Source organism: Amycolatopsis azurea DSM 43854, from assembly GCF_001995215.1.
GTDB classification, from domain to species: Bacteria; Actinomycetota; Actinomycetes; order Mycobacteriales; family Pseudonocardiaceae; genus Amycolatopsis; species Amycolatopsis azurea.
The window spans coordinates 71,758-86,108 of the sequence record NZ_MUXN01000011.1; the positions used below are offsets into that span (position 1 = coordinate 71,758).

A 14,351-nucleotide genomic window follows, 5' to 3' on the forward strand; every position below is an offset into this window, starting at 1 on the left:
TCAGCTCGCGGCGGCCGCGACGTGGCGGCACAGCACGTCGGCCAGGGTGTCGATCTGCTCCTCGGTGATGACCAGTGGCGGCGACAGCACGATGCTGGTGCCGGAGGCGCGGACCACGACGCCGTCCGCACGGCAGCCGGACTGCACCGACGCCGTCGGCACGCCGGTGAACTCGATGCCGAGCATCAGGCCGACACCGCGAACCTCACGCACGTGGGCCAGTGCGGTGAGCGGGTCGAGCCGTTCGCGCAGGCGGGCGCCGAGAACGCGGGCGCGCATCAGCAGGTTCTCCCGCTCGATGATGTCGATGTTCGCCAGCGCGACCGCCGCGCCGACGGGATGGCCGTTGTAGGTGAAACCGTGCAGGAACGTGGCCCCGTCGGCGAGGTCGAGCACCCGGCGGCCGATCAGCACCGCGCCCATCGGGACGTAGCCGCTGGTGATGCCCTTCGCGGTGACGATCATGTCCGGCTCGATGCCGAAGTGGTGACTGCCGAACCAGTGACCCGTCCGGCCGAAGGCGGTCACGATCTCGTCGACGATCAGCAGGATCCCGTTGCGGCGCAAGACTTCCTGCACGCGAGGCCAGTACCCGTCCGGCGGCGGCACCATCCCGCCGACGCCCAGCACCGGTTCGCCGATGAACGCGGCGATGCGGTGCGCGCCGATCTCGGCGATGCGCTGTTCCAGCTCCGCGACCAGGACGTCCGCCGCGTCCGGGCCGTACTCGATGGCGTGCGGCTTGCCGAGCCATTCCACGTCCGGCAGGAGCGGGCCGAACCCGGCGCGCAGGCCCTCGATCCCGGTCGCGGCGAGCGAAGCGCCGCCCATGCCGTGGTAGCCGCCGGTCCGGGCCAGCACCACCGTCCGTTCCGGGGAACCGGCGTGGTGGAAGGCGAGGCGGGCGAGCTTGATCGCGGTCTCGTTGCCCTCCGAACCGCCGTTGGTGAAGAACACGCGTTCCAGACCGGCGGGCGCGAGCGAGAGAAGCCGTTCGGCGAGGTGGATCGACGGAGCGTTCGAGTAGTCGCCGAAGGACGAGTAGAACTCCAGACGGCGGATCTGCTCGGCGGCGACGTCGGCGAGCTCGGCGCGGCCGTGACCGACCGGGCACTGCCACAGACCGCAGGTGCCGTCGATGTACCGGCGTCCCTCGGCGTCCCACAGCAGCGCGCCTTCGCCGCGGTCGAGGATGAGCGGTTCGGCAGGGGCGCCGATCGTGGTGTGCGGATGGATGAGGGTGCGCCGGTCGAGGGCGGCGAGTTCGATGGTGCTGGTCATGGAAGTCCTTTCTTCGCCCGGGGTGCTCAGAACCGCAGCGCCACGGCCTTGGTCTCGGTGTAGGCCTCGATTCCTTCAGCGCCGCCTTCGCGTTCCTGGCCGGAGTTCTTCTGGCCGCCGAAAGGCAGTTCCGGGCGGACCGGGGCCGGGTCGTTGACGCCGATCACGCCGAAGTCCAGCCGGTCGAGCGCCCGCCAGACGCGGCGCAGATCACTGCCGAACAGGTAGGCGGCGAGCCCGTAGTCGGTGGCGTTGGCGAGGTCGATCGCCTCGTCGTCGCCGGTGAACGTGGCGACGGCCAGCACCGGGCCGAACGTCTCCTCGTGGCTGACGAACATGTCCGCGGTGACGCCGGTCAGGACCGTGGGCCGGTAGAAGTGACCGCGCAGCGCCGGATCGCCGGACTCCCAGCGGCTTCCGCCGATCAGGACCCGGGCGCCCTTGGCCACGGCGTCGGCGACCTGGCTCTCGACCTTCGCGAGCCCGGCTTCGTCGATCAAGGGGCCGACTGTGGTGCCCTCGGCGTCTCCACGTCCGACGCGCAGCGCGGCCGTCTTCTTCTCGATCAGCGCGAGCAGGTCGTCCCGCACGCTCTCGTGGACGTAAAGCCGGTTCACCGCCGTGCAGCTTTGGCCGGCGTTGAAGAACTTCGCGGTGACGACGCCGGCGGCGGCCGCTTCGAGATCGGCGTCGGCGAAGACGATCGCGGGGGAGTGCCCGCCCATTTCGAGCGACGTGCGGCGAAGCGTGTCACCGGTCCGCCGCAGCAGGCCGAGGCCGACTTCGGTCGATCCGGTGAAGCTGACCTTGCGCAGCCTTCGGTCGGCCAGCAGGGCTTCCACGAGCTCCGCGGGCCGGGTCGTCGTCAGGGATTGGAGGACGCCCGCGGGGAGGCCGGTCGCCTGCACGATGCCGAGCAGCGCGGTGGCGATGAGCGGGGTCTGCTCGGCCGGTTTGGCGATGACCGGGCAGCCGGCGGCCAGGGCGAGCCCGACCTTGCGCAGCAGCATGCTCGCCGGGAAGTTCCACGGCGTGATCGCGAGGACCGGCCCTACCGGTGAGCGCAGCACCAGACCGGGGCCCGCCGCGGAGGCGGGAGTGACCCGGCCGTAGGCGCGCCGCCCCTCTTCCGCGGCCCACTCCAGCATCCGGGCGCCGCCCGCCAGTTCGCCCGCGGCCTCCGCGAGCGGTTTGCCGTTCTCCCGGCTCAGCAACGACGCGAGTTCGTCCCGGCGCGCGCGGATTTCCGCCGCCGCGGCGCGAAGATGACCGCTGCGGGTTTCCGGGTCGGTGTCCGCCCAGGCGCGGGCGACGGCGGCCGCGGCATCGAGCGCGGCGAGCGCGTCGGCGGGTTCCGCGTCGGCCGCCTGGCCGAGGACGTCGAGGCTCGCCGGGTCCACGACGTCGAACGTCGCCGGGGCGGAACGCCAGTGACCGTCGATCAGCAAGGTCGCGGCAGCGGTGTCGGGCATCGGAAGACCTTTCGCTCGGGATGCGCCGAGTCTGACCCTTGGGTGTTGATTAAGTCAACACCCAATTCGGTTTCGCGAGTCCCGAAAGGACAGTGTGGAACTGTTGCCTGGTAACGAAAAACAGCACCGAGACCCGATGGCACGCGTGACGCGTGTCATCGGGCCGCGGTGCCGCCTTCAGCTGTGTTTCGCCAAGATGGCGTGCAGGGCTTCGAGTGCCGGGCCGGGGTCCACGTCCGGATCCGCCACCTGATGCAGGAACATCCCGTCGAGGGCGTAGAAGACGAGTTGCGCGAACCCGTCGTCCGCGCCCAGTTCCTTGCCGACGGCGTCGAGGTATCCGCGGTAGAGCCGCCGGACCACCGGGCGCAACTCCGGGCGTCGCGCGGACTCCACAACCAGCTGGTACTGGAAGACCTGGATCTCGGCGCTGTCCTGGTATCGCTTCCGGACTTCCTCGCCGTCGGCGAACATCCCGGTGCGGGCGCCGATCAAACCGTTCTCGGCGCTCTCTTCGAGCACCCAGTCCAAAGAGGACTGAAGGAGATCGTCGATCGACGAGAAGTGGTGCTGTACCGCACCCGTGGTGCAGTCGGCCGCTCTGGCGACCGCGCGATAGGTGAGGCCGCGAAGCCCTTCCCGCGCCACGACTTCGACCGCCGCGCGCTGGAGCGCCCGCTTCATCGGCGAGGGGTCGCTCGGTTTGTCGGACCGGCTCATCCGGAACCTCCTTGTGCGAGGAGGCTACATTACAGATGTAATGTCCCGCTAGTGTCTTGGTGCCAGTCCGTGAAGGCCCCCTTGAGGGACCCAGGGTCCCTCAAGGAGTCCTTCACGGACTTTGTGATCGCCACATTCGCCTCAGGTGCATCAGTAGTCACAGCGGTGCCGCGTGAAGGCCCCCTTCACGCGGCTCAGCCGAGGAAACTCGACCTTCACGCCCTGCCGAGGTAGCTGAAGTACATGAAGGCCCCCTTCCTTGCGATAGGCGCAAGGAAGGGGGCCTTCATGTACTTCAAGAGAGAAAACGCGACCCCTAGGGCCGCAGCCGCGCGACCGCGGCCTCGTACTCCTCGACGATCCGCCGCACGATGTCGGCCGCGGGCAGGACGTCGGTCACCAGCCCGGCCGACTGACCCGCTTCGACCTTCCCGTTCTTCAGGTCGCCGTCGAGCGCGGCGTCCCTGAGCGAGGATGCCGTGAACGTTTCGCGTCGCCGTTCGAGGTCGGCCGCCGAGTTCTCGAGTTCGGTCATCCGGTCGGTGAAGTCGTTGGCCAGCGCGCGGATCAGGCCGAGATCCCGGCCGACCGTGCGCGTCGAATCGACGTCGGCGGCGACCACGGCGGCCTTGTAGTCCGGGTGGACGGTGGCTTCGGTGCTGGCGAGGAACCGGGTGCCGAACTGGGCGGCGCCCGCGCCGAGCGCGAGCATCGCGGCGAGACCGGCGCCGTCGGCGAGGCCTCCGGACGCCACGATCGGGGTGTCCGGCACCGCGGTGGCGACGGCGCGGGTGAGGATCAGCGTCGTCACCAGACCGGGCGGCGGATGCCCGCCTGCCTCGGCGCCGACCACGACGAGCCCGTCGACACCGGCGTCGACGGCCTTCTTCGCGTGCTCGGTCCCGGCGACCACGTGCAGGCAGGTCGTCCCGACGTCGTGGAAGCGGGCTAGATAGCGCCGCGGGCCGCCCTGCGACGCGATCAGGACCGGCGGCCGGCGCTCGATCAGCAGGTCGATCACCTCGTCGGCGCCCGCCCGGTACAGCGGCAGGTTCACCGCCCAGGGTGACTCGGTGCCGTCGGCCATCTCGTCGAGGGTGCGCGCCAGATCCGGCAGCCGCATCGGCCCGGCGGCGACGACGCCGAGCCCGCCCGCGTTGCTCACCGCGAGCGGCAGGGCCGAACACGACGAGGCCCACGACATCCCCGCCTGCACGATCGGCAGCTCGATGTCCAGCAGCGTGGTGACCGGGGTCGGGATCCGCCTCATCGGACGGACCCGAGCAGGGCGCGGGCGTGCTCCGCGAGCTGGTTCTTCCGTACCTTCGAACTCGCGGTCATGCCGATGCCTTCGAAGCCGTCGACGATCCGGAGATGGTGCGGCACCTTGAAACCCGCCATGTTGTCCTTCGCCCAGCGCAGGAGTTCGGCTTCGGTGACCGCGCCGGGTTCACGCAGCACGACGAACGCGAACGGGACCTCCACCAGCCGCTCGTGCGGCACCCCGACCACGGCGGCCTGCCGCACCGCGGCATGGCTGTGCAGGACGTCCTCGACGTCGGCGGGCGCGACGTTCTCGCCGCCGACGCGGATGATGTCCTTGGTACGCCCGATGAAATGGAGCCTGCCGGAGTCGTCGAGCAGGCCGATGTCCCCTGTGGACAGCCAGCCGCCGTCGTCGATCGCGGCGGCGGTCTGCGCGGGGTCGTCGAGGTAGCCCAGCATGACGTTCCAGCCGCGGACGAGGATCGCGCCCGGCGTGCCCGGCGCGCAGTCATGATCCCCGTCCAGCGCGCGGATGCGGACCTCCACCCCGGGTTCGACGGCCATCGCGCCGGAGGCCCGGAGCTCTTCGGGTTCCCACCAACAGGACTGCGCGACGTTCGGCGACGCTTCGGAAAGACCGTATCCCGCGACGCATTCGCGGGCGCCGAGTTCGTCTATCACCCGCCGGATCACCGTCGGCGACGCCGCGACCCAGGCGCCGCGCAGGTGGAGTTCCCGCGCCGCGCGGTCGGGATGGTTCAGCATCATCATCGCGATGGTGTCGTTGCCCGAAAAATGGGTGCAACGCTCTTCTTCCAGGAGGCGCAAGGCTTCCGCCGCCTCGAATTTGGCCATGGCCACCAAGGTGATGGCGTGCTGAAGGCTGGCCAGCACCGACAGGGTGCTCCCGGCGACGTGAAAGAACGGGCGGGCGCTGAGGAACCGGTCGGCGGGCCGGAACCCGAGCCGGGCGCCGGAGAAGTACGCGTCGGCGCACATGCTCCGATGCGTGAGGAGCACGCCTTTCGGCCGGGCCGTCGTGCCCGACGTGTACTGCACGAGCAGGACGTCGTCCGGTTCCGCGGTGGCGGGGACGTCGTCACCGGCGGCGGCGAGGAAGGCGGCCCAGGACGTCACCCCGTCCGGCACCTCGGCGCCCAGCACCACCACGGAGGTCAGCTCGGGCAACGCGGCACAGCGTCCGTCGGCACCGAGACCCAGCTCGCGCAGCATCGCGATGAAGTCGACACGCAGCACGCGGTCCGCGATGAAGAGCGTGGAAACCTTCGCCTTGGCGAGCATGTACCGCACTTCGGCGGCGGTGCACCGGGTATTGACGGGCACGGTGACCGCGCCGAGCGACCCGATCGCGACGAACAGCGCCACCCAGTCGGGGCCGTTGCCGAGGCAGACGCCGACGCGGTCGCCCCGCCCGACGCCGTGTGCGGCGAGCGCGGCCCTGATCCGCGTGACGTTCCCGGCGAGTTCGCCGTAGGTGACGCGGGACTCGGCGGTGACGACGGCCTCGACGTCGGGCGCGGTCAGCGCGGCGCGCTCCAGCGCCTCGTGCGCGGTGAGCGGGCAGACGGTGCGCAGGTCCATCACTCTGCCTCCTCGGGAGTCGCGGCGGCCCGGAAGCGGTCGACGCCTTCACGCCAGTCGCTCGTGCCCAGATTCTGCTCGATCGCGGCCATTTCGATGCGGATGCCGCGGTCGAGGTCGGTTTCGGCGCCGAGATCCACCGCGCGTTTGGTCAGCGCGATGGCCCCGGGTGGCGCCTTGGCGATGTCCTGGGCGGTCGCTTCCCCGACGTCCGTCAGCTCCGCCTGGGGGACGACGCGGACGACCAGCCCGAGATCGCGGGCTTTCTCGGCGCCGACGGGGCGATTGGTGAACAGCAGTTCCTTGGCGCGGCGCGGACCGATCGCCCTCGGCAGCCGCTGGGTGGCACCGATCGTGCCCCAGTGCGGCTCGGGGAAGCGGAACGTGGTGCCCTCGGCCGCGATCGCGAAATCGGCGGCGAGGGTGATCTCGCCGCCCGAGCCGACGACGGCGCCGTGCACCAGCGCGACCACCGGGCGACGGCAGGCCGCGATCGCGGCGTAGGCGGCGAACGAGGCCGCGCGACGACGACGTACCCACGACGCGTCCTTGCCGGTCCGCTCCTTGAGGTCGGCGCCGGCGCAGAAGACCGGCCCCTGCCCGGAAAGCAGGACGACACGGACCGCTTCATCGGCGTCGATCTCGTCGAACGCCTCGCGCAGCTGAAGACACAGGGGCAGGTCCACGGCGTTTCGCGCGTCGGGGCGAGCCAGCTGCACCCTCGCGATCCCGGCGGTGATGTCGAGCCGGATCCGCTCGTCCACTCAGATCACTCCTTCACGGCACAGCGCGTCGATCTCGGCCGGGCCGAAGCCCGCCTCGGCGAGCACGGTCTCGGTGTCGGCGCCCAGCAACGGCGGGCTCGCCAGATCCTGCGGCTCCGCCCCGGTTTCCCGCAGGGGCGTGCGGATCGCGGAGAAGGTGCCTTCGGTGGGATGCGGGAAGCTGCCGACGACCCCGCGCGCCCGCGCGTGCGGATCGGCCAGCGCGTCGCGGACGCCGCGTACCTCGCCCACCGGGACGTCGGCCGCACGCAGTTCCGCGACCAGCCCACCGCTTTCGCGGGCGCCGATGGCCGCGCGCAGCGCGCTCATCACCCGGTCCCGGTGGGTCACCCGTCCGGAGTTCTGCCGGAGCGTGGGATCGGAACCGAGTTCGTCGAGGCGGAGCACCCGGCACAGCGGCTCCCAGTGCTGGTCGCTGCAGCTGATGTGCACCCAGCGGCCGTCCGAGGCCTCGAAAGCCGCCGACGGGACGCGGCCGGGGTGCTGGCTGCCGGTCCGCGCCGGATCCTCGTCGAGGGCGAACAGCCGGGCGGCGTTCAGCGCGTGCAGGCTGAGCTGGACGTCCATCATCGACACGTCCAGGTGGCGGCCGCGGCCGGCGGCGCTCCGGCCCGCCAGCCCGGTCAGCGCGGCGATGACCACCCAGAGCCCCGAGGTCAGATCCGCCACCGGGACCCCGGTCTTGACCGGCGGGCCGTCCGGTTCGCCGGTCATCGCCATGATCCCGGACAGCGCCTGGAAGACGGTGTCGTAACCCTTGCGGGCGCGGTCCGGGCCGGTCTGCCCGAATCCGGTGGCGGACACGTAGACCAGGCCTTCGTTGCCCGCGGCCAGGTCCTCATAGCCGAGGCCGAGCCGGTCCATGGTGCCGGGCAGGAAGTTCTCCACGACGACGTCGGCACGGGCGGCGAGGCGGCGGGCGGCGTCGCGCCCACGCGGACTCTTCAGATCGAGGGTCACCGAGCGTTTTCCCCGGTTGACGGCGAAGAAGTAGGCGCTTTCCCCGGCGGGCAGCCGGGGTTCGAAGCCCCGGGTCTCGTCGCCGGAACCCGGCCGTTCGACCTTGATCACCGTCGCGCCCAGCTCACCGAGGATCTGCGTCGCCATCGGGGCGGCCAGCACCCGGGAGAAGTCGAGCACGGTGATGCCTTCGAGGGGCGGCGTCACGGGCGGAACCCCCGCATCAGGGCGTTCACGTCCTGGCCTGCCCGCACGGCGGCGTCGGTCGGCAGGTCGGCCACCCGGTAGAACAGGTCCTTGGCCGCGCTCAGGGCCCGGGGTTCCACCGCCGCCCAGCCGGTCGCGATCTCCAGCGCGGCGGGAAGGACGTCCTCCGCCTCGACGACCCGGTTGACCAGACCGTGTTCGAACGCCTCGGCCGCGGTGAGCAGCCTGCCGGTGCTGATCAGCTCGAAGGCGAGTTTGCGGCCCAGGTGCCGCACCAGACCCGTCATCACCAGGGCGGGGACGAGGGAGTGACGGAGTTCGGGGTAGCCGAAGCGCAGGTCGGTGCCCGCGACGACCATGTCGGCGCCGATCGCGAGGCCGGCGCCGCCGCCGACCGCCGCGCCGCGGACCGCGGTGACCACCGGGGTGCTCATCCGCTGCATCCGGGTCTGGAGCCCGGCGGTCAGCGCCGCTCGCTCCAGCACGGCGCCGGGGTTCTCCGGGGTGAGGGCGGAGAACTCGGAAAGATCCGCGCCCGCACAGAAGCCGCGGCCGTTGCCGGTCAGCACCACGGCGCGGACCCCGGGATCGGCGTCGGCGTCGTCGAGCGCGTCCCGCAAGGCCCGGGTGAGGGCGGTGTCGAGCGCGTTGAGCTTGGCGGGCCGGTTGAGGGTGAGCACCCGGACCCGGTCGTGATCCTCGGTGCGCAGGATTCCGGTCATCGTCGGCTTTCTCCTTGTGTGCGGGCGAAACCGGCTCGCGCGACCCGGCTGTGCAGCGGGCGGCCGAGCGCTTTCTCGCAGGCGGCGGAAGACTCGGCGAGGGCGTCGAGGTCCAGTCCGGTTCGGACACCCATCGCGTGGAACAGATCGACCAGGTCTTCCGTGCAGACGTTCCCGGTCAGTCCGGCGCCGTAGCCGATCGACGCCGGGTGGCCGCCGACCCCGCCCATCGCGCTGTCGAAATGGCGGCAGCCCGCGTCCAGCGCGGCCACCGCGTTGGCGATGCCCGCGCCCCGCGAGTTGTGGAAGTGCGCGATCAACGGCAGCCCGGGATGGTCCCGGCCGAGCCGCTCGAACACCGACGCCACGGTCCTCGGCGTCGCCACACCGGTGGTGTCGCCCAGGGTGACCGCGTCGGCGCCGAGGTCGGCGAACCGCGCGACGTCCTCGGCGACCCGTCCCGGGTCGACGGCGCCTTCGAACGGGCAGCCGAACGCGACCGACACCACGCCGATCAGGCGGAAACGCTTACCCGCCAAGCGGATCATCTCGGCGATCCGCTCCCATTGGGCGGCGCGGGTGGTGCGCAGATTCCGTTCGGTGTGGCTCTCGCTGGCCGAGACCAGCAGGCTCAGCTCCTGAGCCCCGGCGCCGCGATCGAGGTCGGCCAGCGCGCGGGTGACGGCGCGGGGGTTGGGGCACGTCGCCTTGAACGCCACGCCCGGCCGACGGCCGAGGGCGGCGAGCACGTCGCTCGCGTCGGCGAACGCCGGGACGCGCTCCGGGTGGCTGTAGCTCGTCGCTTCGACGCGGGTGAATCCCGCGCGGACGAACCCTTCCAGCAGGGCGACCTTCGTCGCGGTGGGGACGAACGCGGGCTCGTGCTGCAGTCCGTCCCTGGCGAAGCACTCACAAATCGTGACCCCGTCGGTCATCGAGTCACCTCCTCCGGTGACTCCAGAACTACTAGCCAACAGTTGATAATGTCAACACTTAGGGTTTCGTGTCACGCTCCCGCTCCTCCTGTTCGATCACGAGCGCGGCGTCGGCGAGCTTGTCCAGGGCGCGTTCCAGGATCTCGGTCTCGGTGGAGGTCAGGAGGCCCAGGAAGGCGGCGTCGCGTTCGTTCGCCGCGACGATGAGGCCGCGGTACACGGTGAGCCCGTCCTCGGTCAGCGCGAGGCGGGAGGTGCGGCCCGAGGCTGCCGTCCGGTTCACCAAACCGCGCTCGACCAGCTTCGCCACGACCCTGCTCATCTGCGCTTTGTCCAAGCCTGCCCGGCGGGCCAGCCGGTTGAGCGTGAGGGTCGGGTCGGCGGCGATGAGGGCGATGGCCCGCCATTCGCCGAGGCTCACGTCGAACTCCCGGCGGTAGCGCAACGCCGCCGAACGCGACAGGGCGGCCGACGTGCGGGAGAGTCGGTAGGAGAGCAGCTGGGAGATCGGGACGAGCTCGTGTCCGTCCGGCCGTTCGGTCATGCCGGGCATCCTACTCAACTAAACCCAAGTGTTGACAGTATCAACACTTGGGCGCATGCTCGCCTAGGTCGTGTCCTGTAAGTCTGTTCGATGGGCCGCCTGGGCGCGAAGACCGCGAACATGGCTTACAGGACACGGCCTAGTCCCCGCCGCCGACAAGGGAGTCGAACACCGTGGCCGATCCCAGCCCCGCCGTCGAGCAATCCGCCGTGCCGGTCGACCGCCCGGCCACCTACCGGTCGATCGCGCTGCGGATCATGCCCTTGCTCGTGATCTGCTACGTCGTCAGCTTCATCGACCGGACGAACATCGGCATCGCGCAGGAGGGCCTCAAACGCGATCTCGGCTTCGGTACCGCGGTCTACGGCCTCGGCGTGACGGTGTTCTTCGTCGGGTTCATCCTCTTCGAGGTCCCGAGCAACGCGCTGATGGCCAGGATCGGCGCGCGGAAGTCCCTGGTGCGGATCATGGCCTCCTGGGGTGTCGTGACCGTGGCGACGATGTTCGTCCAGGACGAGTACACCTTCTACGTGGCGAGGTTCCTGCTCGGTGTGGCCGAAGCGGGGTTCTTCCCCGGGGCGCTGTTCTATCTGTCCCGCTGGTTCCCGTCGGCGCGCCGGACCCGCATGACCGCGATCTTCTTCATCGGGGTGCCGGTCTCCGGGATCGCGGGTTCGGTGATCTCCGGCGGCATCATGCACGGCCTCGGCGGTGTCGGGGGACTGGCGGACTGGCAATGGCTGTTCCTCGTCGAAGGGATCCCGCCGATCCTGCTCGCCCTCGTGGTGCTGTTCTGGCTCGCCGACGAGCCCGAGCAGGTCGGCTGGCTGACTCCCGCGCAGAAGGCCGCCGTCCGCGCCGACCTGGACGCCGACCAGCGCCTGAAGGGAGGCGCGGGCGGTACTCGGACCCACGCCGGGCTTCGCGAGGCGCTGAGCGACCCCAAGGTCTGGATCCTCGGGCTGTGCGCGTGCGGCGCGTACACCCTCGCGAACGCGGTTTCCTTCTGGGCGCCCAGGATCATCGCCGACGCCGGGGTGGGCGACGTGCTGGACCTCGGCCTGTTCTCGGCCGTGCCGCCGCTGGCCGGGATCGTCGCCATGCTGATCGTGGGGCGGCATTCCGACCGGACCCTCGAACGGCGCTGGCACGCCGCCACGGCGTGGATCGTCGCTGCACTCGCGATGTTCGCGATCTCCTTTTCCCACGGCAGCGTCTTCGCGGTCGTGGTGCTGCTGGCCGTCCTGGCGGCGGCGCACTACTCGGGGCTGACGGTGTTCTACTCGATCCCGTCGATCTACCTCTCGGACCGCGCGGCCGCGACCGGTATCGCCGTCGTGACCTCGATGGGTTCCTTCGCCGCCGCCGCGTCGCCGTCGCTGCTCGGGTTCATCCAGTCCGCGACCGGGAGTCTCGCGCTCGGATTGCAGATCAGCGGCGGGATCGTGCTGCTCGCGGTGGTCGTCCTCCTCGTCGGCGTCCGCGCGGCCGATCTCAAGGAGAAAAAGTGACCGTGACGTGCCGCGAAAGCCACTTTCGCGACCTCTGATGTCCGCAAAGTGGCTTTCGCGACATGCTGCGGATGGTGTCAGTGGGACAGGGCGCGCTCGTGCAGGTGGCTGACCACCAGTCGCGCCGAGTCGAACGAGCCCGCCTGCCAGCCGGTCAGATGGCTGAGCCAGTCACCGGCGAAGTACAACCGGCCGGCGGGCTTGCCCAGCAGCCGGTACGCCGGGGTGCCGACCGGGGGAACGGCCCAGGCGCCTTCGATGTGCGGAATGAGATGCCAGGCCACCGAGAACGAGTTCGTCAGTTCGGTGCGGTGCTTCTCGCCGTGGATCTTGACGCCGTGCGCCACCGCCCGCCGCACCCGTTCGCTCGGGGAAAGATCCCCGTATTTCCTGGCATGTTCGTCGTAGAAATAGTTCACCAGTATTCCGCGCCTGCCGTGGAAACCGTGCGACGGATACCAGAAGTGTTCGACGTCCAGATCGGTTTCGGTGATCCCGCCATAGATCCGATGGTCGGTCTCCCACCACCGGCTGCGGTATTCCAGGCCGATCTTCGCGGCCGTGTCGACCTGCCACGCGCGCAGCGCGTTCTGCACGTCCGCGCCGAGATTGTGCGGGATCCTGGCCAGGATGTGCGGCGGCAGGGCCGCGACGCAGAAGTCGGCGGTGATCTGGCGCTGCTCGCCGTTCGAGTCGCGGTAGGCGACGGTGACGTCATCCGGTCCGCCGGTGATCCGGGTGACCACGTGACGCAGCCGGATGCGGTGCCCGCCGACCTCGCGGGCGAGGGCCATCGGGATCCGGTCCATGCCGCCGACCGGCTGGAACATCAGCATCGCCTGGTCGTAGTCGAATTCGAAAGAGAAGTACCGGCCGACACCGTCGGCGAACGTCTTGGAGAGCGAGGGAACCGGGCCGAGCGGTACGCCCGCCTGATCGCCTGCGCCCGGATCGACCGAGTAACCGCGTCGCGGGGTGCCGGTGTAACGCCGGCTTCCCGCCTTGCCACCGATCGCGCCCCAGTCCTGCAGGAAATCCAGCAGCCGTTCCTTGTCCGCCTTGGTGAGTTCGGCGTCCAGCGCGCGCCGGTCGGTCGCCTTGGCGAGCAGTTCACTGACGTAGCCGTACATATCCGCTTTGGCCGTCCGATAGCGAACCGGTTCCCGCATTCCGGCCGCTTCGTTGTAGATGAAAGCGTTGGCATTGGTATTGGTGAACACCTCGATCGGAACGCCGAGTTCGCGACAGTAGTCGAGGGTGACCATCCACTGCGCGATCCGGCCGGGACCGGTATTCATGTAGACGTCGTCGCTGAAGCGGGCCGTCTGCCGGTCGCCGCGAACGTCGGTCTGCGTCGTTCCCCCGCGCGCGGTGAAATTCCGCCCGCCGACCCGATCCCTCGCCTCCAGGACAGTACAGTCGTAACCTGCCTTGCCCAGCTCGTAAGCACAGGCCAAACCGGCTATTCCGCCGCCAAGGATCACCACTTTCGCCGAACTGCGTCCGGAAAGCGAGAAATCCGAACGCCGAGGCGCCCGGTACGGTGAATCCGCCTGTGCGGCCGGCGTCAATCCCAGTGCTCCCATGGTCGCGAGCAATGTGCCCGCGCCGCCGGCGACCCCCACCGCCGAAAGAAAATCCCGTCTTCGCAAACCTGGTCTTCGGTCGGAACCAGTCATCGAAAAACCGCCCCTCCAGTCTGTGTTCTTCGAATTTCGGAAACCCGCAGCGGTGAACCGCGCCCCGGTGAATCCGATTCCCCTTGCACGTCCCATTCGTGAGACCGAGTGCCACTTCGACGGTACTCCGGACTGTTTCGCGTCAACAACCCGGTAATCCGGCGGCTACGAATTCGGTGGAATGGGTCGGGCCTCGTGAGTGTTTTGGATAGTTCTCTTGATGGGCGGGTAAATGTGGCATGTCGGATGTGGCGAAGGGAGCTTTCCGCGCGTCGCATGCTGGGAAGGGCCCCTTCGTCGTCGAGCCCGGCAGCCGCAGCGAGTCGTCCCGTTAGACACGCGTGTCGTCCATCCAGACACGCGAGTCGTCCGTCCGGTCACCGGGTTGTCTTCCGCTCACGACCGGTGGGAGCGTCGCCTCCGGTAGGCGTAAAGCACTGCCGCGCCAACGATGACGAGTACCGCGCCGAGGAAGAGCATCGCCGGTGGTAGCGGGACACCGGTCGTCGCCAGGGACGACCGGCCCGCCTGAGCCGGCGGCGGCCCCTGCGCGGGCGGCGTGACGTTCGGTGCCGAGCCGGTTCCCGCCGTCCTCCCGCTCACGAGGTCACTTGTTCACCGCATCCTGAAAGTGTTTGTGGCAGCGCGATTCCCGGCTTTACGATGC

General features: G+C 69.9%; 13 protein-coding genes. 1 reads left to right on the forward strand and 12 read right to left on the reverse strand.

The annotated features are described in order from the left end of the window. From B0293_RS14980 to B0293_RS15025, 10 genes are all read right to left on the reverse strand, one after another. Positions 1–1,281, reverse strand: coding sequence for an aminotransferase family protein (locus B0293_RS14980; RefSeq protein WP_005157487.1), 1,281 nt, complete (start codon positions 1,279–1,281; stop codon positions 1–3). A 26-nt stretch (positions 1,282–1,307) separates the two neighbouring features. After that, the gene (locus B0293_RS14985) at positions 1,308–2,753 is read right to left on the reverse strand and encodes an aldehyde dehydrogenase family protein (protein WP_005157490.1); all 1,446 of its coding nucleotides are present in this window, start codon (positions 2,751–2,753) and stop codon (positions 1,308–1,310) included. Positions 2,754–2,930: 177 nt separating this feature from the next. Then, complete coding sequence (locus tag B0293_RS14990; protein ID WP_005157492.1) at positions 2,931–3,473, reverse strand: TetR/AcrR family transcriptional regulator; 543 nt, start codon at positions 3,471–3,473, stop codon at positions 2,931–2,933. Between the two features lie 316 nt (positions 3,474–3,789). After that, the gene (locus tag B0293_RS14995; protein ID WP_005157494.1) at positions 3,790–4,743 is read right to left on the reverse strand and encodes an NAD(P)H-dependent flavin oxidoreductase; all 954 of its coding nucleotides are present in this window, start codon (positions 4,741–4,743) and stop codon (positions 3,790–3,792) included. Then, positions 4,740–6,341, reverse strand: a complete 1,602-nt coding sequence (locus B0293_RS15000) for an AMP-binding protein (protein ID WP_005157498.1) — start codon at positions 6,339–6,341, stop codon at positions 4,740–4,742. The genes B0293_RS14995 and B0293_RS15000 overlap by 4 nt, the downstream gene beginning before the upstream one ends. After that, positions 6,341–7,105 (reverse strand): enoyl-CoA hydratase/isomerase family protein, encoded by a 765-nt coding sequence (locus tag B0293_RS15005; protein WP_005157503.1) that lies wholly within the window; start codon positions 7,103–7,105, stop codon positions 6,341–6,343. The genes B0293_RS15000 and B0293_RS15005 overlap by 1 nt, the downstream gene beginning before the upstream one ends. Beyond that, the gene (locus B0293_RS15010; protein WP_005157505.1) at positions 7,106–8,293 is read right to left on the reverse strand and encodes a CaiB/BaiF CoA transferase family protein; all 1,188 of its coding nucleotides are present in this window, start codon (positions 8,291–8,293) and stop codon (positions 7,106–7,108) included. After that, a complete protein-coding gene (locus B0293_RS15015) occupies positions 8,290–9,015 on the reverse strand; it encodes an enoyl-CoA hydratase/isomerase family protein (RefSeq protein WP_005157508.1) in 726 nt (241 codons plus the stop codon). Before B0293_RS15015 ends, B0293_RS15010 begins: the two co-directional genes overlap by 4 nt. Beyond that, positions 9,012–9,950 (reverse strand): hydroxymethylglutaryl-CoA lyase, encoded by a 939-nt coding sequence (locus B0293_RS15020; protein WP_005157511.1) that lies wholly within the window; start codon positions 9,948–9,950, stop codon positions 9,012–9,014. The genes B0293_RS15015 and B0293_RS15020 overlap by 4 nt, the downstream gene beginning before the upstream one ends. A 58-nt stretch (positions 9,951–10,008) precedes the next feature. After that, entirely contained in the window at positions 10,009–10,494 is a 486-nt protein-coding gene (locus tag B0293_RS15025; RefSeq protein WP_005157514.1) for a MarR family winged helix-turn-helix transcriptional regulator, read from the reverse strand. Positions 10,495–10,667: 173 nt separating this feature from the next. Here B0293_RS15025 and B0293_RS15030 point away from each other — a divergent pair, with 173 nt between their 5' ends. Then, on the forward strand, positions 10,668–12,005 hold the full coding sequence (locus B0293_RS15030; protein WP_005157516.1) for an MFS transporter: 1,338 nt from the start codon (positions 10,668–10,670) through the stop codon (positions 12,003–12,005). Positions 12,006–12,082: 77 nt separating this feature from the next. On the opposite strand, the gene B0293_RS15035 is transcribed toward B0293_RS15030, so the two are convergent. Then, entirely contained in the window at positions 12,083–13,630 is a 1,548-nt protein-coding gene (locus tag B0293_RS15035; RefSeq protein WP_280620282.1) for a flavin monoamine oxidase family protein, read from the reverse strand. A 450-nt stretch (positions 13,631–14,080) separates the two neighbouring features. After that, a complete protein-coding gene (locus tag B0293_RS43060) occupies positions 14,081–14,287 on the reverse strand; it encodes a hypothetical protein (protein ID WP_005157521.1) in 207 nt (68 codons plus the stop codon). Positions 14,288–14,351: the final 64 nt, after the last annotated feature.

Coding starts and splice junctions, on each gene's coding strand:
- B0293_RS15000 (WP_005157498.1), bottom strand. CDS start 6,341: ATGGACCTGCGCACCGTCTGCCCGCTCACCGCGCACGAGGCGCTGGAG.
- B0293_RS14980 (WP_005157487.1), bottom strand. CDS start 1,281: ATGACCAGCACCATCGAACTCGCCGCCCTCGACCGGCGCACCCTCATC.
- B0293_RS15015 (WP_005157508.1), bottom strand. CDS start 9,015: ATGACCGGAATCCTGCGCACCGAGGATCACGACCGGGTCCGGGTGCTC.
- B0293_RS15020 (WP_005157511.1), bottom strand. CDS start 9,950: ATGACCGACGGGGTCACGATTTGTGAGTGCTTCGCCAGGGACGGACTG.
- B0293_RS14985 (WP_005157490.1), bottom strand. CDS start 2,753: ATGCCCGACACCGCTGCCGCGACCTTGCTGATCGACGGTCACTGGCGT.
- B0293_RS14995 (WP_005157494.1), bottom strand. CDS start 4,743: ATGAGGCGGATCCCGACCCCGGTCACCACGCTGCTGGACATCGAGCTG.
- B0293_RS14990 (WP_005157492.1), bottom strand. CDS start 3,473: ATGAGCCGGTCCGACAAACCGAGCGACCCCTCGCCGATGAAGCGGGCG.
- B0293_RS15025 (WP_005157514.1), bottom strand. CDS start 10,494: ATGACCGAACGGCCGGACGGACACGAGCTCGTCCCGATCTCCCAGCTG.